This window comes from Sphingopyxis sp. 10G20-10, from assembly GCF_057365075.1.
Genome location: NZ_CP195117.1, coordinates 1,846,647 through 1,870,071, shown reverse-complemented (window position 1 = coordinate 1,870,071; position 23,425 = coordinate 1,846,647). Strand labels below are relative to the sequence as shown.

Here is a 23,425-nt window from a genome sequence, read left to right as displayed (position 1 = left end):
ATGGCGGAGTCTCTCCCGTCACCGACGCTACCGCGTCAGTTTTTTATAGGTCATCGCATGAGGGCGCGTGGCTTCATCGCCGAGGCGGCGGATCTTGTCCTCCTCATAGGCGCCAAAATTGCCTTCGAACCATTCGACATGGCTGTCGCCTTCAAAGGCCAATATGTGAGTAGCGAGCCGGTCGAGGAAAAAGCGGTCATGGCTGATGACTACAGCGCAACCGGCAAAGCTTTCCAGCGCTTCTTCCAGCGCGGCGAGCGTTTCGGTGTCGAGGTCGTTGGTCGGTTCGTCGAGCAGCAGCACGTTACCGCCTTCTTTCAACATTTTGGCCATATGCACGCGGTTGCGTTCACCGCCCGACAATTGGCCGACCTTCTTCTGCTGGTCGCCGCCCTTGAAGTTAAAGGCGCCGACATAGGCGCGGGTCTGCATCTCAAACTTGCCGACATTCATCATTTCAGCGCCGCCAGAAATTTCCTGCCAGACATTGTTGTCTGGTTTCAGGTCGTCGCGGCTTTGATCGACAAAGCCAAGGCGCACCGTATCGCCGAGCGTGACATTGCCATTGTCCGGGGTTTCTTGACCGGTAATCAGCTTGAACAAGGTCGATTTACCCGCACCGTTCGGACCAATGACCCCGACAATGCCACCGGGTGGCAGCGAAAAGGACAGGTCTTCGAACAAGATTTTGTCGCCATAGGCTTTGGAGACATTCTCCACCTCGATAACCTTGCCGCCGAGGCGTTCGGGCACCTGAATGACAATCTGAGCCTTGCCCGGCGTGCGCTTCTCTTGCGCTTCGATCAGTTGGTCAAAGCTTTTAATACGCGCCTTGGATTTGGCCTGACGCGCTTTCGGCGATTGGCGAATCCATTCGAGCTCGTCCTTGATCGCCTTTTGGCGTCCGGCGTCCTCTCGCGATTCCTGTTCGAGCCGCTTGCCCTTCTTTTCAAGATAGGTCGAATAATTGCCCTCGTAGACAAAATAGCGACCCCGATCGAGTTCAAGGATCCAGTTGACCACATTGTCGAGGAAATAGCGGTCATGGGTGACGAGAATGACGTTGCCCGGATAATCGACCAGATGCTTTTCCAGCCAGGCAACGCTTTCGGCGTCGAGATGGTTGGTCGGTTCGTCGAGAAGCAGGATCGACGGTTTTTCTAGCAACAAGCGGGTCAGCGCGACGCGGCGGCGTTCACCACCCGACAGATTGTCAACGCGCGAGTCGCCCGGAGGGCAACGCAAGGCCTCCATCGCAATCTCCAGTTGGTTGTCGAGTGTCCAGCCGTCGACCGTGTCGATCTTTTCCTGCAGCGTGCCCATTTCCTCCATCAGCGCGTCAAAATCGGCATCTTCGGGGGGATCGGCCATCATCGCACTGATTTCATTGAAGCGGTCCATCATGTCGGCAACGCCGCGGACGCCGTCCATGACATTTTCTTTGACCGTCTTGGACGAATCGAGATCGGGCTCCTGCGCCAGGTAGCCGACCGTAATCCCCTCACCCGCCCATGCTTCGCCGGTGAAATCCTTGTCGATACCGGCCATGATCTTCATCAGCGTCGATTTACCAGTCCCGTTCGGACCAACGATGCCGATCTTGGCATCGGGGTAAAATTGCAGATGAATGCCATTGAGCGTCGGCTTTTGAGCCCCGGGGTAGGTCTTGCTCAGATCCTTCATCACAAAACTATATTGAGCGGCCATGCGATTTTGCTCCAAAAATGCGGGCTGGGGTCGCGCGGGTGTCGCGCCGACCATCCATTGGGTTTCGTCGCGCCGGTTAGCGAAAGCGACCGCGCTTGGCAATCGGCGCTTGCCGTTTGCAAATGGATGGCGGTAGGAAGCGGCGCATGAAAAACAGACTTCTGATGAACCGCTTTGGCCGCACGCTCACCGTGATCGCCACACTGACCACCAGCTCATTCGCCTTGGCCGCAACCAGCCCGCCTACCGCCGTCGAATTGGCGCAGAAAGGCGACAACCCTGCCTTGTCGATTATCAGCGACCTAACGACCGAAATCGGGCCGCGACAGGCCGGAACACCCGCCGAAGCTGCCGCGCGCAAATGGGCTGTCAGGCGGTTGAAGGCGATGGGTTTCCAAAACGTCCGCGAAGAAGATTATATGATGCCGACCTGGGTACGCGGCGACGAACAAGCCTCGTTGACCGGACCTTTTCAGCCACAGAAGCTGGCGATAACCGCGCTGGGCAACAGCGGTTCGACCGGCCCCGATGGTCTGGACGGAGAAATTGCTTATTTCGCAAGCTATGACGCTCTGGTCGCCGCGCCCGAATCTCAGGTCAAAGGCAAGATCGTCTTTATCGACAATCAGATGGAGGCAACGCAAGACGGCAGCGGCTATGGCCAATATGGTCGCGCGCGCTTTATCGGTCCCAATGCTGCAGCGAATAAGGGCGCATTGGCGGTCGTCATCCGGTCAATCGGGACCGATAGTCACCGCGTCCCGCATACCGGCGTGAGCAATTTTCAAGACGGAGTCACTCCGATTCCGGCAGGTGCGATCTCCAATCCCGATGCCGACTTGCTGGTCGGGCAATGGAAACGGACGCACGGACTGCGAACCGGCGCAGCCAGTTCGGGCGAGGTGCAAGGCCCGTTGAAAATGAAACTGCTACTGACTCCTCGCAATTTGGGTCAGCAACCATCGGGCAATGTCATCGCGGAAGTGGTTGGCACAGACCCCAGCGCCAGCCCCGTCATCCTCGCCTGCCACCTCGACAGCTGGGATCTTGGCACCGGTGCTATCGACAATGCGGCAGGCTGCGGCATCATCACAGCGGCGGCGAAACATATCATGGCCACCGGAAAGCCGCGCCGGACGATCCGTTTATTGTGGGCGGGTGCCGAAGAGGTTGGCACCTTTGGTGGCCAAGCCTATTTCGACGCGCATGGCACTCAAAAACATGCCGTCGCGCTCGAATCCGACTTTGGGGCCGACAATATCTGGAGCGTCAATTATACATTGCCCGACAGTGCAGCCGATCTAAGCAAGCGGATCAGTGCTGCGCTCGCCCCCTTCGGGGTCGTCGCCAGCGGTGGCAAGGCCCATGGTGGCGCCGACATTGGTGGGTTGGTGAAGGTTGCGGGAACTCCCGTCATCGACCTGCGTCAAGATGGCACACGTTATTTCGACCTGCACCACACCGCCGATGACACTTTTGACAAGATCGACCCTACCCAATTGCGGCAGAATGTTACAGTTTGGACGACAGCCGTGTCGATTCTGGCGAATAGTGAAGATAGCGAGTTGCCATAGGCGCAGCAAAAACGACTGGAATTGCGTGCATTCCCGCCAACTCAATTATTTTTGTTGACGATTGTGGGGGAAAGACTAAATCCCGCCGCTCGCGGGACGGAAAATTCCTTAGCGCGAAAAGGCATTTTAGGGAGCCAATAGATCATGAAGAAATTTGCTGTTATCGCCGCTGCTGCCGGCATGTTTGCCCTCGCCGCTTGCGGTGAAAAGGCTGCTGACGAAGCGACCACCACCGAAGCTCCGGCTGCAGACGCAATGGCCGAAGACGGCGCTGCTGCAACCGCAGAAGGTGCAGACGCAACTGCTGACACCGCTGAAGCTGCTGCTCCGGCTGCTGACGCTGCTCCGGCTGCTGACGCTGCTCCGGCTGCTGACGCTGCTGACGCTGCTCCGGCTGAAGAAGCTAAGTAAGCCTTTGCCCTTCGGGGCATAGTCTGAAACAGTTTGGGGGCGGATCTCTTGTGAGAGCCGCCCCTTTTCTGTGTCTGAAATCTCCCGCCACTTAGCGCACAGGGTGTCAGCTGTCGACGAGGACCCGATGTGCGGGGCGCTCGGATTGATCCGTTAGCAGAATGAGCAGCTTTCGCGCCGCACGCAGTGAAGAGGGTTCGGCGGTCAGATCGAACGTATGCCGGAATAGATCGTCCTGAACGGCGCGATAGTGCGATGCGTGATGAGCCTGTGATTCTGTAATCGCGGCGTCCAGTCGGTCGACTGATTCTATGACCGGCCCCGACTGCCAATGGGCAAAATTGCGATCACCCGCATAGGCATGGCGATGACTATTGAGGAATATACAGGGTCTGGGTCGCCGCAAAAATTCATACACCTGACTGCTGACATCGCCCAAATAAATGTCGGCGCAATCCATATAGGTCATATCGGTCAAAGCGCGGCTGGCGATGTCGACATGGATATTCGGCGCACAGCAATAAGCTTTGTTCAGCCGTCCCGGCCGCCCCATCCGCAAGCGGTCGATGGTGAAGTTGTAACGCCGCTCGAACATCATGATGTGCGGCGCAAAAATCAAATTATAGCGCGTGCTCGCTGCGAAATAGTCCAGCACGGCGCGCCCATGGCGGTACCAGGACGACAGATGCGGCGAGAGATGCGGATTATAAACAATGATCGGCTTGTCTGACTGATTGAATTTGAAAGGCCGCGATTTCGACACAGGTAGATCAAATTTGGGATAGCCGGTAATTGTGATCCGTTCGGACGAGACTCCCGCTTCGTCGATCAGCCGATCACGAATTTTCGGGCCTGCCGCCAGAATATGGTCGAATTGCGCGGCCGACGCTCCGAACCCTATGGCGCGGTCGCCAGCGCCATGATCCGCCAGAATCAGCTTGAGCCGAGACAGTCCATACCGGGTGCGCAAAATTAAAGATGTGCGCTCGGTTACCACCAGCGCATCGAGCGAGCGGAAGAAATCAAGATTCTCCGAATAGACGAGAATTTTGGCCAACGGCACCAGCCCGCCGAACAACCGCACCATCATATGCCGCGTCGGCGAGGCAATTTTGAGGCGGACGATCCGGATATTCGCAGGATATTCGGCACCGAGCAGGCGGACGACCTCGGCATGAACGCGCGCATTGCTCGTCGCGATCACAACATTGGCATCGCGTTGCATCCGCGCCAGCGCCGTGGCGATGGGCAGGCTGTGGGCGATTTGATGAATCTGGTCGTGATTGAAAAGAAAGCCCAGCTGCATAGGGTATAGACGCTGTCAGACGCGCGATTCCGCACCGCGTTGCGGGTTCAGCCACGCGACGACGTCTATACGGGCAAAGGATATTGCCCTTGGCCACCCAACTGATCAGCAAATTGTCGGTTTTTGACCTTGACCGAACATTGACGAAATGGCCGACATGGTTCCCATTTCTGCTCTTTGCGGCGCGGCGGCATCAGCCTTGGCGATTGATGTTCGCGCCGTTGGTCATCCTGCTCATGCTCGGTTACAAATTGCACTTGCTGTCCCGGCAACGGCTCAAAGAATATATGCAGCGATTGATGCTTGGCGGTAAGCTCCCCATGTCACAGCTCCTTCCGCTCATCGGTCAATTCGCGAGCCAGTCGCTGGCCAGCAATATTTTTCCTGAGGCGCGCGAACAGATTCAGGCCGAGCGCGATGCGGGTCGCCATGTCGCCATCGCCAGCGCCGCGCATGAATTTTACCTGCGCCCGATTGCTGATGGCTTGGGGATCTCCGACATAATCGCCACCAGGTCGGTCTGGCACGAGGGTTTTCTGTCGAACCGGATTGACGGCGCGAACTGCTATGGTGCTGCCAAGCGCGATCAATGCGCGCATTTCCTGGCCCATCAGGGTGTTGCCCGAAGCGAGGTGCACATCCGTTTCTTTTCCGACGATGTATCGGACATTCCAACATTCGAGTGGGCGGATGAGGCCGTTGCGGTGAACCCGTCCAAGCGGCTGGCGGCCCTATCATTGCGCCGTGGTTGGCCCGTGCTCGATTGGCGATAGGGCAGACGCGCATGGCTATTCCTCACTCACGCCCCGCCTTGGCAGTGGCTTGCATCCTGATGGCGTCATTAGGCGGTTGCGGCATGGCCAATTCACCGTCGGAGGACGCCATCGCCACATTTTCGCTGACCACCCGCGCAGGCATTACCGACTATGCGGTCGATCCCGATCCTCTTAAACGCGCGTCGGCGGGCTTTTTCCGCGACATTGCCGCATCATCGCAATCGGCAGAGCAGAGCCTGTTGGCGCGGCATATCCGTGAGGCTGTTTATGCCGAAAAAGGCGTCCATCAATCGCTTGGCCCTGCGATTAAACCACAGATGGAAACCGTACTTGCCGCTCTCAATAGCGCGCAGCGCCAGGATGATCGCAAGGCGATCGCCATGGCCGCGCTTCAGGCCTTCCGCCTTCTGACCGAAGATCAATCGACGGCGGTCCGTATTCCTTCCGCCCTCACCCTAATCGACTATGCACGGCTGCTTTGTGCGACACAGCTCGGTTCGGACAAGCCCGACTGGCAGGCGATGGAAGCCGCTCTAGTCCTCGCTGACCAGCAAATGCAGGTCGTTTCCGACGATCTTGATGACACTCGATTAAGCGAAGGTTTTGCGATGTCGCTTGCCAGACTGCGCGCGGCGACCGAACAACAGAACCTCGTTTTGGCGCAGCAGGCACTCGCGCAGACTCACGACCCATTTAATCAGCTCAAAGGTTATTTCACGCGCGCATGAGGGTTCGACATATCTGCCGCTTGCGCTAGCTGAACCGATGTCGACGGCGACATGGTATAGCGCGCGACAAAGCCGGAATGGTCAGACAGTCGCGATCCGTCAGAGGCACGGCCAAAGGGAACAGAAATCGCATTGACGGTCAAAGACGCCAATCGCGTTGACGCAAAAAGCTGCCGATCCCTCCCCAACGCATAGCTTTCTTCGGCCGCAGTCGGGAATGTGCCGGGCCTGTCCCGACAAATATGCAACGCCTCGCGCATCGCGCCAAGGCGATTGGCGCGCCACCAGCCCGATTTCGCTGTCGTGAAATAACCACTGCGGGCCAGCGTATTTCCGACATTGAAATCACCCGCGAAAATGATTGGATATTGTTTCCAGTCGCTTTGCCCCAAAAACCGGCCAGCTGAATCAACTTGGCGCTGATAGGCACGGCTCGACCGCGCGTCGGCGACGCCCGAACTGCGGCGCGAATTGAAATGGGCGGTTGCAACCACCACCGGCGTGGGCGACCCGGGAACCGCGATCATCACCATCAACACGCCTTTATTGGCCAGACAATCGAAACCGGCACAGGCAAAGGCGGGAAAGGGCTGTCGGCGCACCGCCACAATCGGATAGTCGGACAATATCTGCAGACCACTGTCGAGAATCTTGCCGGACCTTTCGCCCTTCAGCCATGCCGCCGCTGCGACAAAGCGCTGATCGGCGGCATTTGGCTTGGCCGGATTGGTGTCGGAAGCGGTCGGACCATTGACGACATAGCGATAGCCGCTGCGACGGCCAATCGCCTTGGCTTCCGGCGTGAAGGCTTCCTGAAACACAACCACATGCGGTTGTTCATCGGTCTGACGCATCAGACGCAGCCGCGCCGTAATGCGATCAAAATCCGCATCGCGACCGCGCGCTAGCGGCCAAGGTAGGCCATGAATATTATATGTCAGCACCGACAAGGCTACAGGCGCAGGATGAGCTACAACTGGGACTGCAAAACCTAGGCTCGCCACGCCAAAGCACAGCGAGAATTTCCAGCGAGCAATCGTCATTCGGCGCTCCCCTTATCAGCAGGGGCAAAGGTCACCCCATGTTGATAGGACGCTGCCCTACCCTGCTTTCCGCAAAGTCAGGGCAAGACGCGTGCGTTTTGGGAACAGACGCCGCGACTGCATTGCGGCGACTTGCACGCCTTGCTACGGCCAAGCTCATGGATTCTGACGGTCTTGAACAGGTTTTTTTGACCAACCGCCCGGCGTTGGAGCGATTTTTGCGTGCCCGCTGTGGTAATCCGGCTGAAGCAGAGGATTTGTTGCAAGATCTGTGGCTGAAACTGGCGGCGGTCACAGTGCCCATCGCCGAACCGCTCGCTTATTTGTATCGCATGGCCGACAATCTTGTCCTCGATCGCCGCCGCTCGGCCCAGCGGCGCGAACGGCGCGACGATGCCTGGACCGACCTAGCCGGAAGTGGCTCTGCGGGCGTCTCCGACGCGCCATCTGCAGAGCGTTCCATCATTGCAAAAAACCAGCTGGATCAGGTCGCTAAGGCTTTTGACGAACTGGGAGATCGCACCACTGCGATCTTCAAAAGCTATCGCATTGATGGCATCGGCCAGCGAGAAATTGCCGAACAACAGGGCATCAGTCTGAGCGCGGTCGAGAAGCATCTGCAAAAGGCCTACCGGCTTGTGTTACAATTACGCTACAATTTAGATGCGGAATTTGACGGTTCAGACCGTCATCCCGAATAGGAGGCGAAACAAGCGCAACATGGCGAGTTCGACGGCACAGAGGGAGGCGATTGACTGGGTAATCCGGTTGCGCGACCCCGCGTCCGCCGACTGGGAGGCTTTTACGGACTGGCTGGAAGCGTCCCCCGTCAACAGCGCCGCCTATGATACCGCCATGCTGGCCGATGCCGACATGGTGGACCATGTGGCCACGCAAACCGCCGCGCCCGGTGTCATCCCTGCCAATGACAATAATCCCGGCCTGATGCGGCGCTATGGCGCGGTTGCCGCCGCTGTGCTTGTCGCGGTGGTGGCCTATCCTGCCTATCAAGCGCTGACCCCGACCTATAGCGTCGAGACGGCGCTTGGCGAACAGCGCAGCCTGACGTTGGACGATGGCACGGTCATCGATATGAATGGTGGGACACGCCTGACGCTCGATCGCCGCAATCCACGACTGGCGATGCTGGAAACGGGCGAAGCGCAATTTCACGTCGTCCATGATACGGCAAACCCCTTCACGGTCCAGACAGGAGATGTCCGGATTCAGGATGTCGGCACGATCTTCAATGTGGCGCGTGAGTCGCAACAAACCGACGTCAGCGTTGCCGAGGGTTCAGTGCTATTCAATCCGGCACGTCAGGCCGTCTTGCTGAAACCGGGACAGCGGCTGCGTATGTCGGGTCCGGGCGCGGAACCGGTGGTCAGCGCGGTCTCCATTGCACAGGTCGGCGGGTGGAAAAGCGGACGGCTTGATTTCACGGCAGCGACATTGGACGATATAGGCCCCGACTTGGCGCGGGCGCTTGGTCGACCCATCGATGTTGACCCCGCAATTGCGACCAACACCTTCACCGGCACGATTGTCATCGACCGGACCGATAAAAATGCGATAGAGAATGTCGCCGCCTTGATGGGCATTGCGGCCCGCAAGACGGACAATGGGTGGCAATTGACCGCTAAATAGCGTCGGGACCCTGAATGACATACGCATGTTGGCGACGGACAATGCTGGGAGTGACAGTGGCTTTAGCGGCGCCACCGGCTCTCGCGCGTGAAGAACAGACTTTTTCCATTCCTGCCGGACGGCTTGACCAGGCGATACTGATCTATGGCCGCCAAGCCAACGTCAGCGTCGCGCTCGCCGATCCGTCGTTGGGCAGCACTCGCGTTCGCGGTGTGTCGGGCAGTATGGACGCCCTGACAGCGCTCCAGCGCCTGCTGCGTGGGACCGGTTTGGCAATTGACAGGCTGAGCGGGAGCAGCTTTCGCATCGTCAAGGTCGTGCGCGTGGCCCCCGCCCCGCCCCGCCCTCGCAATCGCTCGGTGGCGCGGCCTAAGGCCGTCCAGCCGCCGCTACCGCCACCGCCACAAGAAATCATCGTCACGGCCAGCAAGCGCGACACCAATCTTGCCGACTATGCTGGGTCGGTGTCGATGCTGTCGCTTGATGATCGCTTCGGCGGCGCTCCGGGCCTGCACGGCACCAGCGCCATTGTGCAGCGCCTGCCCGCGCTCAATTCGACAAACCTTGGGCCTGGCCGCAACAAACTGTTCATTCGCGGCGTCGCCGACAGCAGTTTTACCGGCCCGACACAGGCCACGGTTGGGCAATATCTGGGCGATGCACGGCTCAATTACAACGCCCCCGACCCCGACCTTAATCTCTATGACATTGCCGAGGTCGAAGTTCTCGAAGGACCACAGGGTACACTTTATGGGGCGGGGTCACTCGGCGGTGTGATCCGGCTATCGCCCCGCCTTCCCAAGAGCAACGAAACCGTGGCTACGATCCGCGTAGGCGCTAGCCTGACCGAGCATGGTGCCAGCAGCAACGACCTAGCGGGAATGTTGAACTTGCCCGTTGTCAGCGACACCCTCGGCATACGCCTCGTCGCCTATAACAGCATCGATGGCGGTTATATTGATGACAGCCTCCGCAACCTGCGCAATGTCAATCGCAGCAAGATTGTTGGTGGGCGCGCATCAATGCGTTTTACGCCCGGCGACAATTGGAGCGTCGATGCGGGATGGGTGCGGCAAGACATCCAGAATCGCGATGGCCAATATAGCGAGGAAGGTCAGCCCGATCTGACGCGCGCCAGCACCATCGCCCAGCCATTTGATAATGACTATACGCTTGGCTATGTGACGGTCGGCAAGAGGTGGGGAAAGCTGACGCTCCGGTCAACCAGCGCTGTCATTCAGCATGACCTGTCGAACAGCTTTGACGCATCTGCGCTGGGAACCGGTGCGCCGATCCTGTTCGAGCAGGATATCGAGATTCGGCAAAAGTCGAACGAAACCCGCCTTTCGCGACGCGGAACCGATGGGCATGGCTGGGTCATTGGCTTCAGCTTTAACGATGGCACCGATCGGGTTATGCGTTTGCTGGGAAATCCTGACGACCCAGCGCCGCTATCCTATGTTGCCAACGAACGTACCGAATGGGCTGGTTTTGGCGAATGGTCCTTTGGCCTCGCCCCCAAATTGTCGGCAGGGGTTGGGGGCCGGTTTTCGCGGACGCGCTTTGCGGGCGAGATTATCGATCCCAATCAGCCCCAAGCCACTGAGCCACGTCGCACGCTCAATCATTTCGTCCCGCTTGCGTCGCTCAGCTGGAAACCACAGCCCAACTGGCTCGTCTATGCCCGCTATCAAGAAGGATTCCGTCCTGGTGGCCTGTCTGTCAGCGGCGCGAACACCGCCGCACGTTTTAACTCGGATTCGCTGTCGACATTTGAAATCGGCACCCGCTTTGGCAACGCCGCACGGGATCGTTTGAGCGCATCGCTGGTCGGCTCCTATGCCCGATGGGAATCAATTCAGGCGGACCTCATCGATGCGCAGGGTTTTCCCTTCACCGACAATATCGGCAATGGTGAGATTTGGGGTCTCAGTGGATCGGCGAGCTGGCGTCCGAGCACCCCCGTCAATCTGGAGGCTGCCGCCTTTTACAACCAGAGCAACCTCACCCAACCTGCACCCGGCTATGCCCGCGCAGAGGATAATGATCTGCCCAACATTGCCCAATGGGGCGCGCGGCTGGGGATGGCGTGGACCCGCGAATTTGGCGACGACGCGCGGCTGATCGTTCGCGGCAACGCGCGCTATGTCGGACGGTCTTTCCTAGGCGTCGGCACCTTGCTGGATATCCCGCAGGGCAGATATGTCGACACGGGATTCGATATCCGGTTGGAGCGTGGAAGGATGGGACTGACCATCGGGATCAGCAATTTGTTCAACGCCGACCAGAACCGCTTTTCCTATGGCAATCCTTTTGGCGTGATGGACAGAAAGCAAGAGACACCTTTGCGACCACGCACAATCAGAATCGCGCTGGATTCAGCATTTTGACCGACTGGCTTTCAGACGGAGAACTAGGTTCAGCCTCTGCTGCGCTTTGGCGTTCCCTGTGATTCCGTTTGCCCCAAACCAGCCAACGATAAATGAGCGCCATTAAGGGAAATTCATTCATGGCCGAGCCGTCCCACCCGACCAAAAAGCTGCTCGCCTCGATCCACGACGTCAGCCCCCGCTTTTCGGACGAAATCGACAGGCTGCTCGATCAACTGGCGCACCACCTCGACGGACCAAAGCTCGCGATGCTTGTCGTTCCCGATTATTGGGGCAGCGCGCCGATTGAGGGCGATGCCGCCTTTCAGCGACGATTGCGCGACTGGGCCGCCGCCGGAGTTGAAATCTTCGTTCATGGTTGGGCGCATTGTGACACCAGCCAGCATCCAGGTGCGCTCAACGGCTGGCGCGCACGTCATATGACGGCGGGAGAAGGCGAGTTCCTTGGCCTTGACCATACCACCGCGCTTGCACGCATGGTGGCTGCCAAGCAGCTCGTCGAACAGACGACGGGGACCGCCGCGACAGGCTTCATCGCGCCGGCATGGCTGTACGGACCAGGGGCGTTGACTGCACTGCCCGAAGCCGGCTTTACGATGGCCGAGGATCATATGAAGGTGTGGAACCCGCAAAACGGCGCCATATTGGCGCGCGGGCCAGTCATCACCTGGGCCAGTCGCAGCAAGGCGCGGATCGCCAGTTCGCTGGGTTTTGCCGCACTGGCGCGTCATGCGCTCAAACCGCTTAGCAACGTCCGCGTTGCGGTGCATCCAGGGGACGTGCATGTACCCCGTTTGCGCCAAAGTATTGACGCGACCTTCGCGACACTGCTGCAGGGCCGCAGCGTTGGGCGCTATGCTGATCTGGCGCGCGATCATGCCGCAACCCGCGCTCGATTATCTAGCAATGACTGATAATGCCCTAGCAGTGCGGCCACATGGTCGCGGTCGGACCGGACCCCTATTGCAGCCTCGCGTGCCGCCGCTCGCACAACGAAACGATCACGTGCACAAAAGCGCAGGATAGCGAGGGCTGCTGACGCCGCCTCCCGCGCCGTGAAAGTTTCGGAAAAATCAGGATGTGCGATCTCGGTGCAGCCGCCTTCATCGGGGATGATGAGCGGCAGCCCCGATGCCAGAGCCTCCGATGCAACCAAGCCAAATGTCTCGCCCTCACAGCCATGGATCAGTGCATCGCCGCTCGCCAAAACCCGGGCAAGTTGCGGCCGGTCATAGACAGGCCGGAACAGGCGGATATGCGGGTTGGCGCCAATCTGTTTCTGCAAAGCGCCGCTCGCCATCCCCTGCCCTATCAATATAAGCCCGACAGGCCGTTGCGCTCCTGCCGCCTGCACGGCATCAATTACCAGATTCCAGCGCTTTTCCGGATGGTGACGCCCCACCCCGATCAATAAAGTCGCATCCTCTGGCAGGTCACATTGCGCGAGCAAATCAGCGCGCAAACTGTCGTCACGAAGCGCGGGCGAAAAGGCACTCCGGTCAATCCCGAGTGCGATGCAATTGGCTGGTCCCACTTGTCGCGCTTCAAGCCGCTTGCCCAGCGACTCGCCGCAAACAACCAGACTGTCGAACAAGGGCATCGCGCGGCGCAAATAGCGGTTGAACCAGTCAAAGGCCGCGTCGATCCTTTCACGCGAGGCCAGCCGTCCGAACCAGCGCTGCGGATAGGAAACCACCGGATCGCTGTGGAGGAAAAAGACCTTCGCTGCCCGTCCCTGCCATTTACCGACAATCCATGCAGGCCGCCATGGCGACGAGGCTTCGACGACATCTGGGCGCAGCATATCCAGCCAAGCATAGACCGGCTCGGCATCCCAGAACATGCGGTAATTGGTATCAAAAGGCAGCGCGGGAGCTTTGATCCAGATAATCTGTCCGCCACCATCGCGTGTTTCGATGCGATCCACGGTTGCTGGTGCGAGGACGATCAATTCATGCCCCAACTCGCCGAGCAGCCGCATTTTGCGATCGACATAGGTTCGGATACCGCCGCCATTGGGCGCATAAAATTCGCAGACATCGACGATCCGCATGACCGGCTACCTTTGCTTCACCGGCGAAAATCCAAGCCCGCTGAAATATTTCATCGTCACATGGATTTCAGTCACCCCTTTACCCACAGTCAGGGCTGCTTTGCGTGCCTTGGGCTTACCCCAACCCAGTTTGGGGTTGCCGGGAAAGCCTACGCCATCGACCGAAAAGCTGAACTTCCGCTTCCCGTCCCGATCATGAATCAACGCCAGGCTATAAGTTCCGGGCCGGGGTGCGCGAATGCAAACAGCGACCGGTCCCACCGCTGGTGTGCTCAGTTCGATCCGGCGAAATGTCTTGCCCGCCTTTATCAACACGAAATCATCTTCGAGAAAATCATCATCGTTGCTGGGGAAAAGTTCGAGCCGTATTTGTCCCTTGCGATCCTTGAGCCCGTCGAACCAAGCGAGCACCGCTGGTGTAGTAGAGCCGACAGCGCAGGCAGCACTGTCCCCGTATATCGTAGCGGCACTTGCCGGTGCGTTCGCGAAAGCCGCCAGCCCAACGAAAAAGAACACCGCCTTCATCGCGCAGTCGCCTTTGGTGAAGGCAGCCACGTCAAAGCGAGTACCACGACATGGCACACCAGGGTCATCGCCACAGTCAATGCCAACAGCCGTGTCACCGCCGTATCATTGCCCACCAACAGCAAAGCCAGGTTGGCGAACACAATATCCTTGTTGGGAATGAGCGGGAGGCGGGCAACCAGCTGACGCCCTGTCACCAACAGCATCCACAGCCCCAGCTGAACCGTTGGCAAAGCGAGGTGCCAGCACAGCGCGAGCAACGCCGTATAGACGATGGTCCGCAGCAGATGGATGCCAAAGACCCAGCGCAAATCACGCGCAGGCAATGAAAAAAGCCGCCCACGAAAGACAAGGATCGCGAGTGACAGTGTCAATATGACGGCGACCGAGGCGAGGATCGGTTTCACATGCTCGGCGGGCAGCAACGCATAGACAAAGGGCGTTGCCAAACCCAGCAAAGCCAGCGTCACCACATTGCCGACCACCGCCGATAAAATGCTGACGTCTTTGATTGCAGCAAAAGGCGCAGTGACCATTTTAAGCCGCATCCGTGCCCAGGCATAAAAATAGGCTTCGCCAGAGTATCCGAGCAAAATTTCATTCGCGACTAGCTTACGCAGGATCGGGATCAGCCCGGACAGTGGCAGCCCCCACAACCGACGGAAAATGACAAAATCGGCCCCCGGCTGCACCGCATAAATCGCCAAAAAGACCATATAGAAAAGCGGATTACTAGGAATGGCGGCGCTCAGGCCAGACAAGCCGCCACTCAACAGCGCGTGCGCGAGACCGCCAACCAAGAGTAGGCTGAGGCCACCGCTGAGATAAATCGGCCAACGGCTGCGGAGCGTTGTCAGCGGTTCAAGCCGGGCCATCGGAGCGGCGGTGACTGGTCCAGCAAGCGTCAGTCCGTTCACACACCTGTCCCACAATATTGCGAGCTGCTCGCCTGCATGACTGCAAGAAACTGGCCCATTCAGCGGATAGACGCCGCCGCCGGTTCCATCCCGCATTGCCCAATGCGGTTAGTGCAAAGAGGCGGCGTCTCTTCCTTGTGTCGCCGCAGCGCGGTGCCGTGCGGCGCTTGAAAAGGATTGAAATTGCCAACAATTACGCGGCACATCGTCATCATATTTCATGATTTTTCATTTGGCGGGACTGAGGCTATTGCGCTGAAACTAGCCGCCGGTTGGGTGAAAATGGGGTGCCGCGTTACCATTTTGTGCGGAACATTGGATGGGCCGTTGCGGCCTGCTGTTCCGGCAGGGGTCAAAGTTCAGTCACTGGAGCCCGAGATTGGCCGCAGCATCTTTTCGCGCCTTCGACTCCGCCGAGCCTTGCCAAAGCCGCTGCAACACCTCGCCCCCGACATCCTGTTTCTGCCGGGCAATTTTCACATCATTCTGGCCGGAGCGGTGCGAAAACTCACCGATCCCCCAAAAGTGGTCGCCAAGATCAGCAACCCGCTCGCCCCACATCGTTTCGCGCCGCTACGGTGGTTGACCGAACAGGCCTTTCGCCGCGCCTCACGCGATGTCGATTGCCTCGTCGCCATGTCGACAGGCTTGGGCAAGGAATCGCGGCGGATAACCAGCGTTCCCAACATTCAAGTAATCTTTGACCCCAACGTCGCACAAGGCGCACCACCGCCCAAACCACGCCCGCGAAAGGCCGCGCCGGGGCCGCTGAAAATTGTGGCGGCAGGGCGTCTCGTCACCCAAAAAGATTTCGGTCTCGCAATCCGCACGATTGCCCGCCTCGCCACCGAAATGGACGTTCATTTGACCATCCTTGGCGAAGGCCCCCACCGCAAGTCCTTGCAAAGATTGGCCCGCAAACTCGGCGTATCAAATCGCGTCGATTTGCCCGGTCATGCCCAGAACATTGCGCCTGCCCTACGCAGTTCCGACCTGCTGCTCATCACCTCACGCTATGAAGGGGGACCGGCGGTTGCGATCGAGGCCATCGAACAAGGCGTCCCTGTCATCACCACAGACTGTTCTTATTTTTTGCACGACTTGCTGGACGACGGCGAAAACGGGATCATTGTGCCGTCGCGCAACCCCAAAATCATAGCAAAAGCAATTGGCGCGTTTTGCCAGCGTGAGGAACGAAACGACATCGCTATTGAATCTGTGCTGACAAATTATCGGGCGGACACCGTCTGCCGCCGCTACCTTGATCTTTTTGATAATTGTTAGACCTCGGACGCCATGCCACCGGGCAATGACATCCGCCGGATTAGTAAATGGTCGGGGAGACAGGATTCGAACCTGCGACCCCCTGGTCCCAAACCAGGTGCGCTACCAGCCTGCGCCACTCCCCGACAGAAAGGCGCCTTAGACAGGCTGAGCCGCCAAGTCTATCCCGCAGATGTCGCAATCAGCCGCGCATAGAAATCAATCATGCGTTTAAAGCTGTCGATGGACATATGTTCGTTGGTGCCATGAATCATTTCCGATTCTTTCAAGCTGAAGTGCATCGGCATAAATCGATACACATCATCTGAAACCGGCTCCATGCTACGGCTGTCTGTGGCGGCAACGACCAATATGGGTGCGAGCACGGCATCGGGCGCATCGGCCTTTGCCGCTGATGCGATCCATTTCCACCCGTCAGAGTTAATCGAAGATACGCGCGACGGTTCTTTGGGAGTAGAGACCCAGGACAGATCGACCTTGGCATTGCCAATCGCCGATTTCGCACGTGCCATAACGTCCGCTGATGTGTTCCAGGGTGCGATGCGATAGTTGATCAGCGCATTGGCCGATTGCGGCAAGACATTCTCCTTGGGGCTTCCTTTGAGCATGGTGGGAGCGATGGTGGTGTGAAACGCCGCCGCCGTCGATGGTGCGCTCGCCAATTTACGCCGCAGAACCGGGCCGAACAGCCATCTGTTCGCGACCGCCATCTTCATGCTGCCGCCCTTATTTGCGGCCAGCGCCTCGATCATCGATTCCCCTGGGCCGCGCAGCTTAAGTGCGAAAGGGTGGCCAGTGATATCGAGCACGGCCCGCGCCAGCGTCTCGACGCCGGTCTGTTTCGGCGGCATGGAGCTATGCCCGCCGGGCGCATTGGCGGTGACTTTCAAGGTTGCATAGCCCTTTTCGGCGATACCGATTAGGATCGCAGGGCCGTCAATGCCCGGAGGGTCGGTCAAAACGATGCTGCCCTCATCGATCGTATAGATCGCTTTGACACGCTTTGCTTTCAGCTCGGCGGCCGCAGATGTCGCGCCCGATCCGCCCGCTTCTTCGTCATGCCCCGAGACTAGATAGATGCCGCGTTTGGGCTGAAAACCCTGCCGCGCCAGGGCATCCAAAGCCTCGAACAATCCGATTAGCGACCCCTTGTCATCGACGGTCCCCCGTCCCCACACTGCCTTGTCGGTAATGGTTCCGGAAAAGGGCGGATATTTCCAGTCCGCTTCTGTGCCTGCCGTCACCGGCACCACATCTTGATGCGCCATGACGATAATCGGCTGCAACGCCGGGTCGCTGCCGTCCCAATGATAGATCAGCGTGCCATTGGGCAAGATTTCGCGGGTCATCATGCGATGTGCCGCCGGATAGCTGTTTTGCAGCCAGTCATGCAGCTTGTCCCACTGGGTCCGGTCATTTTCTGCCGGATCTTGATGGGAAATGGTTTTGATCTGCGCGGCCTCACTCAAATGGGTGACGGCGGCGTTCAAATCATAGTCAGGCGCGGCGGCCAGCTTGACATCGCTGCCATCGGCCATGCCCTTGGGAGTGAAGGTCACCGTGCGGACGCCAACGGTGGCGGCGACAAGCGCGATCACAGCGATTCCGCCCCAGATGATTTTACGCTTGGTTCCCATTATTCCCTCCCCGAATCGATGCGACGCAATGGAACGGCTTGCACATAGAGATGCAAGAGAAAATGGTGGGCCCGGAGGGACTCGAACCCCCAACCTAGCCGTTATGAGCGGCCGGCTCTACCATTGAGCTACAGGCCCCCGTGGGGACGCCGCGCGATAGCGGAGGCAAGGCCCGATTGGCAAGCGCCTTGGTCAGCCAGCGGAGCGGACATCCTTTGCCGATACCAGAAAGTCCGCTGTGGTTGTCGGCTCAATCCCGCGACGCGCCAAATGGTCCAGCACAACGTCCCACCAGCGATAAAAGGCAGTCAGATCCGCTTGATCCCGCACATAGGGAGTGTTGCCGGGCTGGAGCGACGGCGAATGAAAGGAGAAGTTGAGCAGCGGCAATTGGTCATCAAGGGCTATATCGATGGCCCGACACGCCTTGTCGGCGGGAATGCCCTCGGGCGTCAGCGCAATCCGTTCGATCATCCCCAGTCGCGCCATCGCAGCTCCGGCGATGGAATTGGGTTTCGCCAACAGATGATAAAGATCACGACCCATGGCGCGGAGCCACCCGCTAAAGACCGTGGTCAGCGGCGCCTCTAATATGCGCCGATCGCCCTCCCCGACCCACCAGGGATGCAACGGCAACCGGCGAAAGTCCGGTCCATGGCCGGGACGATAGTCAAAGCGAGAGCGAACCGATGTGTCACACCGAAAGCCCAGATCGCCCAGCATGTCCGCCGTCTCGTCCGACAGTCCGTAACGTCCGGCGCGATAGATGAGCGGTTTTACCGAAAAACGGCCAAGAATGGCATCGTGGAGTGCGGTCAGCTTGGCCCGTTGCAGCTCTGGAGTCAGATTGCCAGCATAGCTGTTATGGATATTCACCACCTCGTCAAACGGTGGCGTCACCCAAGGATGCAGCTGCGCTCCGATTTCGCATTTTCCCGCCGCTTGAGCGCTACCCAATATGGCGACCGCCCCATCGTCGGCAACAATAGGCCAATCGACCAAATAAATCGGGCTGACGGACGCCGCCTCAAAATAGCGCTGACACTCCGCAAGTGCGGGCACCGAATCGAGGCTATAACCAGAGCGAGCAAAGGGCGCGTCCCAGTCGAAATCCTCTTCGGTGTCGACCGTAACCCAAAATCGCGGTTTATTATTAGCAGCATATTTTGCAAATTGAGCGGGTTTCGGTGCAGCGAGCAAATTTGCAGCCGACTGTTGCACCTCATCCCCCTTGCTTTCTTATCGCATTACCTATTCGCTAGTTGTCGCCAGCGGTGCGGCTGCTTGGGCGTTGGCGGAGCGCAATCGCAAGGTCAAGGCATTATGCCCGATTTCAAGGCCGCCACCTGCCGCGCGGGCCAAGCTATCCACCAGCCGTAGCGAAAATCCCAGACTCAGAATGGCCGCACCCGGCGCTTCGCCACTGGGACTAAAACCAGGGTCGAGGAGTTCGGTTGGCGCCGCAAACCGGATCGCGGCGGGACGCACCACACGCAGTTGGACAAGATCGGGATACGCCTGATCAAAGACGAGTTGCCCCATTACACTTTTGTCCTGATCAGCGACATCAACGAGCGCGGTCAGCAGTCGCCCCACCATACGCCGCGCCCCGCGCTCGCTGCTATGGGCAAAGAAGGGGCCGCCGACGCGCGAAATGCACAGGTCGATCTGCTCATCACCAACAAGCGCCGCCAGGTCCTGCTCTACGGCGTGTAAGACTGCGGCAAGGTCGGTGGTTTCCGTGTCAATCGCTTCTTGTGCCGCCGTCCCCGCCTTCGCAGTGGTATCCAGATCATCAATAATCGTTTGAACATTGGTTGCATCGGCGATGATCGAGCTCGCCAATTGCCTATAATCCCGGCTGACTGGACCGAACATTTGCCCCTCAATGATCTGCGCAAAGCCGGAAATGGCATTTAACGGGCTGCGCAATTCGTGAATCAGCTGGCGGATCGAATCGCCTGCGGCGCTAGTCTGGGTCTGGCCATAGGGTAATTCGTTGTGAAGCGGGCGACGGGCGCTGCCGCGATAGCCGCGAAATTGCCCCGACGCCGGATCGAACCAGGGTAGCGCCGAAAAGCGCCATTCGCCCGCCTCGCTATCACCGCCCTCCATCACCATGCGTGCATTGATCATTTCAGCGCGCTGGCGAAAAGCGCCGGCGGCGACTCCATCTACGCCCGGCTCGCCGGCAAAAGCCGCGTCAGCGATGGAAAGACCGATGACGGCGCCGCGGTTGACCCCGTCAACCCAATGAATGGTACCATCCGATGTGGTTTCGAACAGAAAACTATCGCTATGATCCAGCGGCTTGCGGACGGTCCGATCGGTTCGATATTTGTCAATCCGGCGAACAAGCTCGCTGATCTGGCTAATCTCATTTGGAATTTCACCTTCGGATTGCTTGTCATCTGCGTCGATGTTCGCAATCTCTTGTTGTGCCAGAGGCAGGGCCACTGCGCCGCTTCCCAGACTCGCGAGCGCCCTATAAACGACCCCCGGCAAATCGCTCCGCGCGGCCAATTGTGACCGGGCAACGGGTGTCGTTGAAGGCAGAAGCGCCAGCCAGTCGGCGGCGTCGAGCTTGGCCAGCGCCAACATCCGGCTCGAAACCGCGGGCGTGTCATTGGCATAGAGCGCTACGATCGGTGCAAACCGGCCATGGCGCGCAATCGCTTCGGCGGTTTCGCGGCGGACCGTTTCGGGAACTCGCGGACGCAATACAGCCAGCGCATGGAGGGCCTTGTGAATCGATGCACTGTCCAGTTGATTGCCGCGTTGGGCCAAAATATCGGAAAGCTGTCGCCAAGCGACAATACAGGATTGCCTGTCCGTCGGTTCCTGTCGTAAAATTGTTGCAATCATTCCATCAACTTGCACGCGACACCGGCTCCGAGATCAATGATTGGTTAGCAGATACTTACCAGCTAGCGTGAATTTTCCGGTCATGAAAGCGGGTAAAGATGGCGCGTCACATTGTGGGACAATTGCAATCGGCTGAAATAATATTATGGGTGGACTGAAGTTTCGGAAGCGGAAGTTACAAAGATGGCCAGTCAGAAATTCGACGAGATAGATTTACAGATCCTACGCGAACTCCAAAAAAACGGGCGCATGACCAACGTCGAATTGGCGCAATTGGTCGGTCTGACCGCCCCGCCGTGCCTTCGCCGCGTGCGCGCCTTGGAGGAAGCCGGCGTCATTCATTCCTACCATGCCGACCTCGACGCCGCGAAGCTGGGATATGGAATTACCGTCTTTGCAATGGTCAGCCTGCGCAGTCAGGCCGAGTCGGACCTGACCGCATTTGAAGATTATGTCGGTCATCTGCCCGAAGTGCGCGAATGTTATATGCTGAACGGTGAAATCGACTTTTTGTTGAAGGTGGTGGCGCGCGACCTTCAGTCGTTCCAAAGCTTTTTGACCGCCCAACTCACCTCGGCGCCCAATGTCACTAGCGTCAAGACGTCACTAACGATTCGGACGGCCAAACAATTGGCGGGAATTCCCGTCGACGACTGATACGGTGTCAGACTTGACATCACGCATGGTCGAGAACGGTTCATAAAAAAGGGGGCGTCATCTAGAAAATGACGCCGCCATTTTTAATAAGATTGTACCCGTTTAGGTGCTGGGGTTTGCAGCGGATTCTGCAGCAGGGGGTGCTGCCTTTGCAGCCACCGCGTCGCCACCCAGATTGATGGACCATAATTTTGCCAGCTGGGCATGGTTGCCCTGCACTTTAGCGAAAGTCTGCAAAGCTGCCTCACGGTTACCCATCAGCCCTTGTGCAACGCCCAAGCGATACTGCACCAACCCGTCGCTGCCGCCGCTCGCATCCAGCGCTGCCTGGTACAACGGTATAGCCTTGGCATAGCTGCCAATCCCGACCAGTGCATCGGCCGTGACGCGTGCCAGCCTTGGATTGGCAAGCGTTGACGGCTTGGTCGCATCCGAGTTCAAACCAGCGACGTCGGAAGCTGCACGCGACGATTGCGTTGACAGAATGGAACCGAAACGCTCGTCGCTAGCAGGGATATCACCGTTTGCCTGGCCATCTTTGATCAGCGCAACCACCTCTCCGGGGAAACCCGCCTCAGTGGCTTGGCCGGCATATTCCAGATAGTCCGCACGACGCTTCAAGGATTTGGTAGCGCGCATCAAACGCAGCGTATCGAGGATCAAATCCTTATCGCCGCCCGCTTGTCGCATATAAATTTGTAGCGTGTTGCCCCAAGTCTCTGGCGTCCCATAATCACGCAGTCGCATAACCAGGAATTCCAACATCTCGCTATTCCTCTTGGCGGTTTGCAGGGCCAAAGCTGGGCGAACATACATATCTTCGGTTGGTTTCAAACCTGCCGCACGCTGGGCCGCGATTGCCGATTTGGCATAGACGATTCCCTTGTCGATTTGGTCAGCCTTAAAATAGCTGTCCACCAACAGCGGCGGTAGCGACGGCTCGGTCGCTCCGGCTGCCTTCGCAGCCTCCAGACGTTTGACCGCCTTGGCATAATCTTTCGCAGCATAAGCGAAATTGCCGGAGAAAAAGTTGAATGTTGCTAGCTCTGTCTGCGGGGTTAGTCCCGAGTCAAGCATAACGTCGAGCGCAGCAGCCTGGGCTGGCTGATCTTTGGTCTGAAGCGCCAATTGCAGGCCAAACGATGCAAGCAAATATTTGTCTTCCGCCGTCGTTGCGGTCCCCTGACCTTCCGTCAAGGCCGCCTGCAATGCCGCCTGATCTTTCGCTTGAAGCGCGGTCTGCATCTTTTTGACTGCTGGCAAGAACCCCTTGCTGGGAGTCATGGCCTTACTTGGAGCCTCTTCCTCTTTTTTGGGCTTTTGCTTGGCTTCAGCCGTGGGGGCCGTGGCCGTCATTGTAGCAAAGCCAAGAACGGCAGCCAGCGCCATCGCGGGCATTGACCGGATAGGGTTCGTCATCAAATCTCTCCTTATATCGCAGCCACCCGCTGCCTCACCACGCGTTTCAGGGCCGCACGACGAGAACGCGGCTAGCCTTCTGAAGTTGCCAAGGCAAGGCAACCTTTCAAAAATCTATATGGTATATGGAGAGAAGCGGCTGAATAGAGATTGAACCGGCGAAATGTGGCCTGCTTCAGGAAATCTCGTCGATCGCCTGTTGGATCTGGCGCAATATAGCCGGATCACCCGGAACGCCGGTCATTGCCGATTCGGCATGCTGGATCAAGGGGATGACGCCAAATGTCGCTGCCAAGCCTTTGAGTCTCAAGGCGGCCACATGCCAATTGGCATCGCAGCGTGATCGCTTCATCAGATCGCATAGGTCGCGTGCGCTTTCCGAAAAAACGGCGCGCAAATCCATCGACAAAGCGGGATCATCGCCAACGGCGGCGGAAATATAACGGTCAAGAGGGCCACTATCGAACGACATTCCACAGCTTTCAC

At 58.3% G+C, this 23,425-nt stretch carries 21 protein-coding genes and 2 tRNA genes; 10 read left to right on the top strand and 13 right to left on the bottom strand.

Annotation, left to right across the window (positions count from 1 at the left end; all coding sequences use genetic code 11):
* Positions 1–27: 27 nt before the first annotated feature.
* Entirely contained in the window at positions 28–1,707 is a 1,680-nt protein-coding gene (gene ettA / locus ACR3XE_RS09170; RefSeq protein ID WP_486185665.1) for an energy-dependent translational throttle protein EttA, read from the bottom strand.
* A 146-nt stretch (positions 1,708–1,853) separates the two neighbouring features.
* Here ettA and ACR3XE_RS09165 point away from each other — a divergent pair, with 146 nt between their 5' ends.
* Together ACR3XE_RS09165 and ACR3XE_RS09160 are read left to right on the top strand one after the other, a co-directional pair.
* Positions 1,854–3,281, top strand: coding sequence for a M28 family peptidase (locus tag ACR3XE_RS09165; RefSeq protein ID WP_473697954.1), 1,428 nt, complete (start codon positions 1,854–1,856; stop codon positions 3,279–3,281).
* 144 nt (positions 3,282–3,425) lie between these two features.
* A complete protein-coding gene (locus ACR3XE_RS09160; RefSeq protein WP_473697955.1) occupies positions 3,426–3,692 on the top strand; it encodes a hypothetical protein in 267 nt (88 codons plus the stop codon).
* Between the two features lie 106 nt (positions 3,693–3,798).
* Here ACR3XE_RS09160 and ACR3XE_RS09155 read toward each other — a convergent pair whose 3' ends face one another.
* Positions 3,799–4,998, bottom strand: a complete 1,200-nt coding sequence (locus ACR3XE_RS09155) for a hypothetical protein (protein ID WP_473697956.1) — start codon at positions 4,996–4,998, stop codon at positions 3,799–3,801.
* A gap of 89 nt (positions 4,999–5,087) precedes the next feature.
* Between ACR3XE_RS09155 and ACR3XE_RS09150 the strand changes: the two genes are divergently transcribed.
* Both ACR3XE_RS09150 and ACR3XE_RS09145 read left to right on the top strand, forming a co-directional pair.
* Positions 5,088–5,771 (top strand): HAD family hydrolase, encoded by a 684-nt coding sequence (locus ACR3XE_RS09150; protein WP_473697957.1) that lies wholly within the window; start codon positions 5,088–5,090, stop codon positions 5,769–5,771.
* A gap of 11 nt (positions 5,772–5,782) precedes the next feature.
* Positions 5,783–6,502, top strand: coding sequence for a hypothetical protein (locus tag ACR3XE_RS09145; protein ID WP_473697958.1), 720 nt, complete (start codon positions 5,783–5,785; stop codon positions 6,500–6,502).
* Here ACR3XE_RS09145 and ACR3XE_RS09140 read toward each other — a convergent pair.
* Positions 6,484–7,545 carry an endonuclease/exonuclease/phosphatase family protein gene (locus ACR3XE_RS09140; RefSeq protein ID WP_473697959.1) on the bottom strand — a complete coding sequence of 354 codons (1,062 nt, stop codon included), beginning with the start codon at positions 7,543–7,545 and terminating at the stop codon, positions 6,484–6,486. The two genes, ACR3XE_RS09145 and ACR3XE_RS09140, sit on opposite strands and share 19 nt — an antisense overlap.
* 158 nt (positions 7,546–7,703) lie before the next feature.
* Between ACR3XE_RS09140 and ACR3XE_RS09135 the strand changes: the two genes are divergently transcribed.
* The 4 genes from ACR3XE_RS09135 to ACR3XE_RS09120 all read left to right on the top strand — a co-directional run bounded on the left by ACR3XE_RS09135 (position 7,704) and on the right by ACR3XE_RS09120 (position 12,496).
* Positions 7,704–8,246 carry an RNA polymerase sigma factor gene (locus ACR3XE_RS09135; RefSeq protein ID WP_486185664.1) on the top strand — a complete coding sequence of 181 codons (543 nt, stop codon included), beginning with the start codon at positions 7,704–7,706 and terminating at the stop codon, positions 8,244–8,246.
* A gap of 19 nt (positions 8,247–8,265) precedes the next feature.
* The gene (locus tag ACR3XE_RS09130; protein ID WP_473697961.1) at positions 8,266–9,192 is read left to right on the top strand and encodes a FecR family protein; all 927 of its coding nucleotides are present in this window, start codon (positions 8,266–8,268) and stop codon (positions 9,190–9,192) included.
* A gap of 56 nt (positions 9,193–9,248) precedes the next feature.
* Entirely contained in the window at positions 9,249–11,582 is a 2,334-nt protein-coding gene (locus ACR3XE_RS09125) for a TonB-dependent receptor (protein ID WP_486185663.1), read from the top strand.
* A gap of 119 nt (positions 11,583–11,701) precedes the next feature.
* Positions 11,702–12,496 carry a DUF2334 domain-containing protein gene (locus tag ACR3XE_RS09120; protein ID WP_473697965.1) on the top strand — a complete coding sequence of 265 codons (795 nt, stop codon included), beginning with the start codon at positions 11,702–11,704 and terminating at the stop codon, positions 12,494–12,496.
* Here ACR3XE_RS09120 and ACR3XE_RS09115 read toward each other — a convergent pair.
* The 3 genes from ACR3XE_RS09115 to ACR3XE_RS09105 are packed head-to-tail and all read right to left on the bottom strand — an operon-like array spanning position 12,457 to position 15,077.
* Complete coding sequence (locus tag ACR3XE_RS09115) at positions 12,457–13,635, bottom strand: glycosyltransferase (protein ID WP_473697966.1); 1,179 nt, start codon at positions 13,633–13,635, stop codon at positions 12,457–12,459. The two genes, ACR3XE_RS09120 and ACR3XE_RS09115, sit on opposite strands and share 40 nt — an antisense overlap.
* Positions 13,636–13,641: 6 nt before the next feature.
* On the bottom strand, positions 13,642–14,160 hold the full coding sequence (locus tag ACR3XE_RS09110; RefSeq protein WP_473697967.1) for a DUF2141 domain-containing protein: 519 nt from the start codon (positions 14,158–14,160) through the stop codon (positions 13,642–13,644).
* Positions 14,157–15,077, bottom strand: coding sequence for a hypothetical protein (locus ACR3XE_RS09105; RefSeq protein WP_473697968.1), 921 nt, complete (start codon positions 15,075–15,077; stop codon positions 14,157–14,159). The genes ACR3XE_RS09110 and ACR3XE_RS09105 overlap by 4 nt, the downstream gene beginning before the upstream one ends.
* A gap of 183 nt (positions 15,078–15,260) precedes the next feature.
* Between ACR3XE_RS09105 and ACR3XE_RS09100 the strand changes: the two genes are divergently transcribed.
* The gene (locus ACR3XE_RS09100; RefSeq protein WP_473697969.1) at positions 15,261–16,361 is read left to right on the top strand and encodes a glycosyltransferase; all 1,101 of its coding nucleotides are present in this window, start codon (positions 15,261–15,263) and stop codon (positions 16,359–16,361) included.
* A 48-nt stretch (positions 16,362–16,409) separates the two neighbouring features.
* On the opposite strand, the gene ACR3XE_RS09095 is transcribed toward ACR3XE_RS09100, so the two are convergent.
* From ACR3XE_RS09095 to ACR3XE_RS09075, 5 genes are all read right to left on the bottom strand, one after another.
* Positions 16,410–16,486, bottom strand: a tRNA-Pro gene (locus ACR3XE_RS09095).
* Between the two features lie 36 nt (positions 16,487–16,522).
* Entirely contained in the window at positions 16,523–17,998 is a 1,476-nt protein-coding gene (locus ACR3XE_RS09090) for a M20 family peptidase (RefSeq protein ID WP_473697970.1), read from the bottom strand.
* Between the two features lie 63 nt (positions 17,999–18,061).
* A tRNA-Ile gene (locus ACR3XE_RS09085) sits at positions 18,062–18,136 on the bottom strand.
* Positions 18,137–18,190: 54 nt separating this feature from the next.
* Positions 18,191–19,219 (bottom strand): polysaccharide deacetylase family protein, encoded by a 1,029-nt coding sequence (locus ACR3XE_RS09080; protein ID WP_473697971.1) that lies wholly within the window; start codon positions 19,217–19,219, stop codon positions 18,191–18,193.
* A gap of 30 nt (positions 19,220–19,249) precedes the next feature.
* On the bottom strand, positions 19,250–20,863 hold the full coding sequence (locus tag ACR3XE_RS09075) for a sensor histidine kinase (RefSeq protein ID WP_486185662.1): 1,614 nt from the start codon (positions 20,861–20,863) through the stop codon (positions 19,250–19,252).
* A gap of 183 nt (positions 20,864–21,046) precedes the next feature.
* On the opposite strand from ACR3XE_RS09075, the gene ACR3XE_RS09070 reads away from it, so the two are divergent.
* On the top strand, positions 21,047–21,520 hold the full coding sequence (locus ACR3XE_RS09070) for an Lrp/AsnC family transcriptional regulator (protein WP_473697974.1): 474 nt from the start codon (positions 21,047–21,049) through the stop codon (positions 21,518–21,520).
* A 102-nt stretch (positions 21,521–21,622) separates the two neighbouring features.
* On the opposite strand, the gene ACR3XE_RS09065 is transcribed toward ACR3XE_RS09070, so the two are convergent.
* Both ACR3XE_RS09065 and ACR3XE_RS09060 read right to left on the bottom strand, forming a co-directional pair.
* Complete coding sequence (locus ACR3XE_RS09065) at positions 21,623–22,939, bottom strand: tetratricopeptide repeat protein (RefSeq protein WP_473697975.1); 1,317 nt, start codon at positions 22,937–22,939, stop codon at positions 21,623–21,625.
* Positions 22,940–23,114: 175 nt separating this feature from the next.
* Positions 23,115–23,411 (bottom strand): Hpt domain-containing protein, encoded by a 297-nt coding sequence (locus tag ACR3XE_RS09060; RefSeq protein ID WP_473697976.1) that lies wholly within the window; start codon positions 23,409–23,411, stop codon positions 23,115–23,117.
* Positions 23,412–23,425: the final 14 nt, after the last annotated feature.

Excerpts from the sequence above, each read along its gene's own strand:
- ettA (WP_486185665.1), bottom strand. The coding sequence starts at position 1,707 with ATGGCCGCTCAATATAGTTTTGTGATGAAGGATCTGAGCAAGACCTAC.
- ACR3XE_RS09165 (WP_473697954.1), top strand. The coding sequence starts at position 1,854 with ATGAAAAACAGACTTCTGATGAACCGCTTTGGCCGCACGCTCACCGTG.
- ACR3XE_RS09160 (WP_473697955.1), top strand. The coding sequence starts at position 3,426 with ATGAAGAAATTTGCTGTTATCGCCGCTGCTGCCGGCATGTTTGCCCTC.
- ACR3XE_RS09155 (WP_473697956.1), bottom strand. The coding sequence starts at position 4,998 with ATGCAGCTGGGCTTTCTTTTCAATCACGACCAGATTCATCAAATCGCC.
- ACR3XE_RS09145 (WP_473697958.1), top strand. The coding sequence starts at position 5,783 with ATGGCTATTCCTCACTCACGCCCCGCCTTGGCAGTGGCTTGCATCCTG.
- ACR3XE_RS09140 (WP_473697959.1), bottom strand. The coding sequence starts at position 7,545 with ATGACGATTGCTCGCTGGAAATTCTCGCTGTGCTTTGGCGTGGCGAGC.
- ACR3XE_RS09135 (WP_486185664.1), top strand. The coding sequence starts at position 7,704 with ATGGATTCTGACGGTCTTGAACAGGTTTTTTTGACCAACCGCCCGGCG.
- ACR3XE_RS09130 (WP_473697961.1), top strand. The coding sequence starts at position 8,266 with ATGGCGAGTTCGACGGCACAGAGGGAGGCGATTGACTGGGTAATCCGG.
- ACR3XE_RS09120 (WP_473697965.1), top strand. The coding sequence starts at position 11,702 with ATGGCCGAGCCGTCCCACCCGACCAAAAAGCTGCTCGCCTCGATCCAC.
- ACR3XE_RS09115 (WP_473697966.1), bottom strand. The coding sequence starts at position 13,635 with ATGCGGATCGTCGATGTCTGCGAATTTTATGCGCCCAATGGCGGCGGT.
- ACR3XE_RS09110 (WP_473697967.1), bottom strand. The coding sequence starts at position 14,160 with ATGAAGGCGGTGTTCTTTTTCGTTGGGCTGGCGGCTTTCGCGAACGCA.
- ACR3XE_RS09090 (WP_473697970.1), bottom strand. The coding sequence starts at position 17,998 with ATGGGAACCAAGCGTAAAATCATCTGGGGCGGAATCGCTGTGATCGCG.
- ACR3XE_RS09075 (WP_486185662.1), bottom strand. The coding sequence starts at position 20,863 with ATGATTGCAACAATTTTACGACAGGAACCGACGGACAGGCAATCCTGT.
- ACR3XE_RS09070 (WP_473697974.1), top strand. The coding sequence starts at position 21,047 with ATGGCCAGTCAGAAATTCGACGAGATAGATTTACAGATCCTACGCGAA.
- ACR3XE_RS09065 (WP_473697975.1), bottom strand. The coding sequence starts at position 22,939 with ATGACGAACCCTATCCGGTCAATGCCCGCGATGGCGCTGGCTGCCGTT.
- ACR3XE_RS09060 (WP_473697976.1), bottom strand. The coding sequence starts at position 23,411 with ATGTCGTTCGATAGTGGCCCTCTTGACCGTTATATTTCCGCCGCCGTT.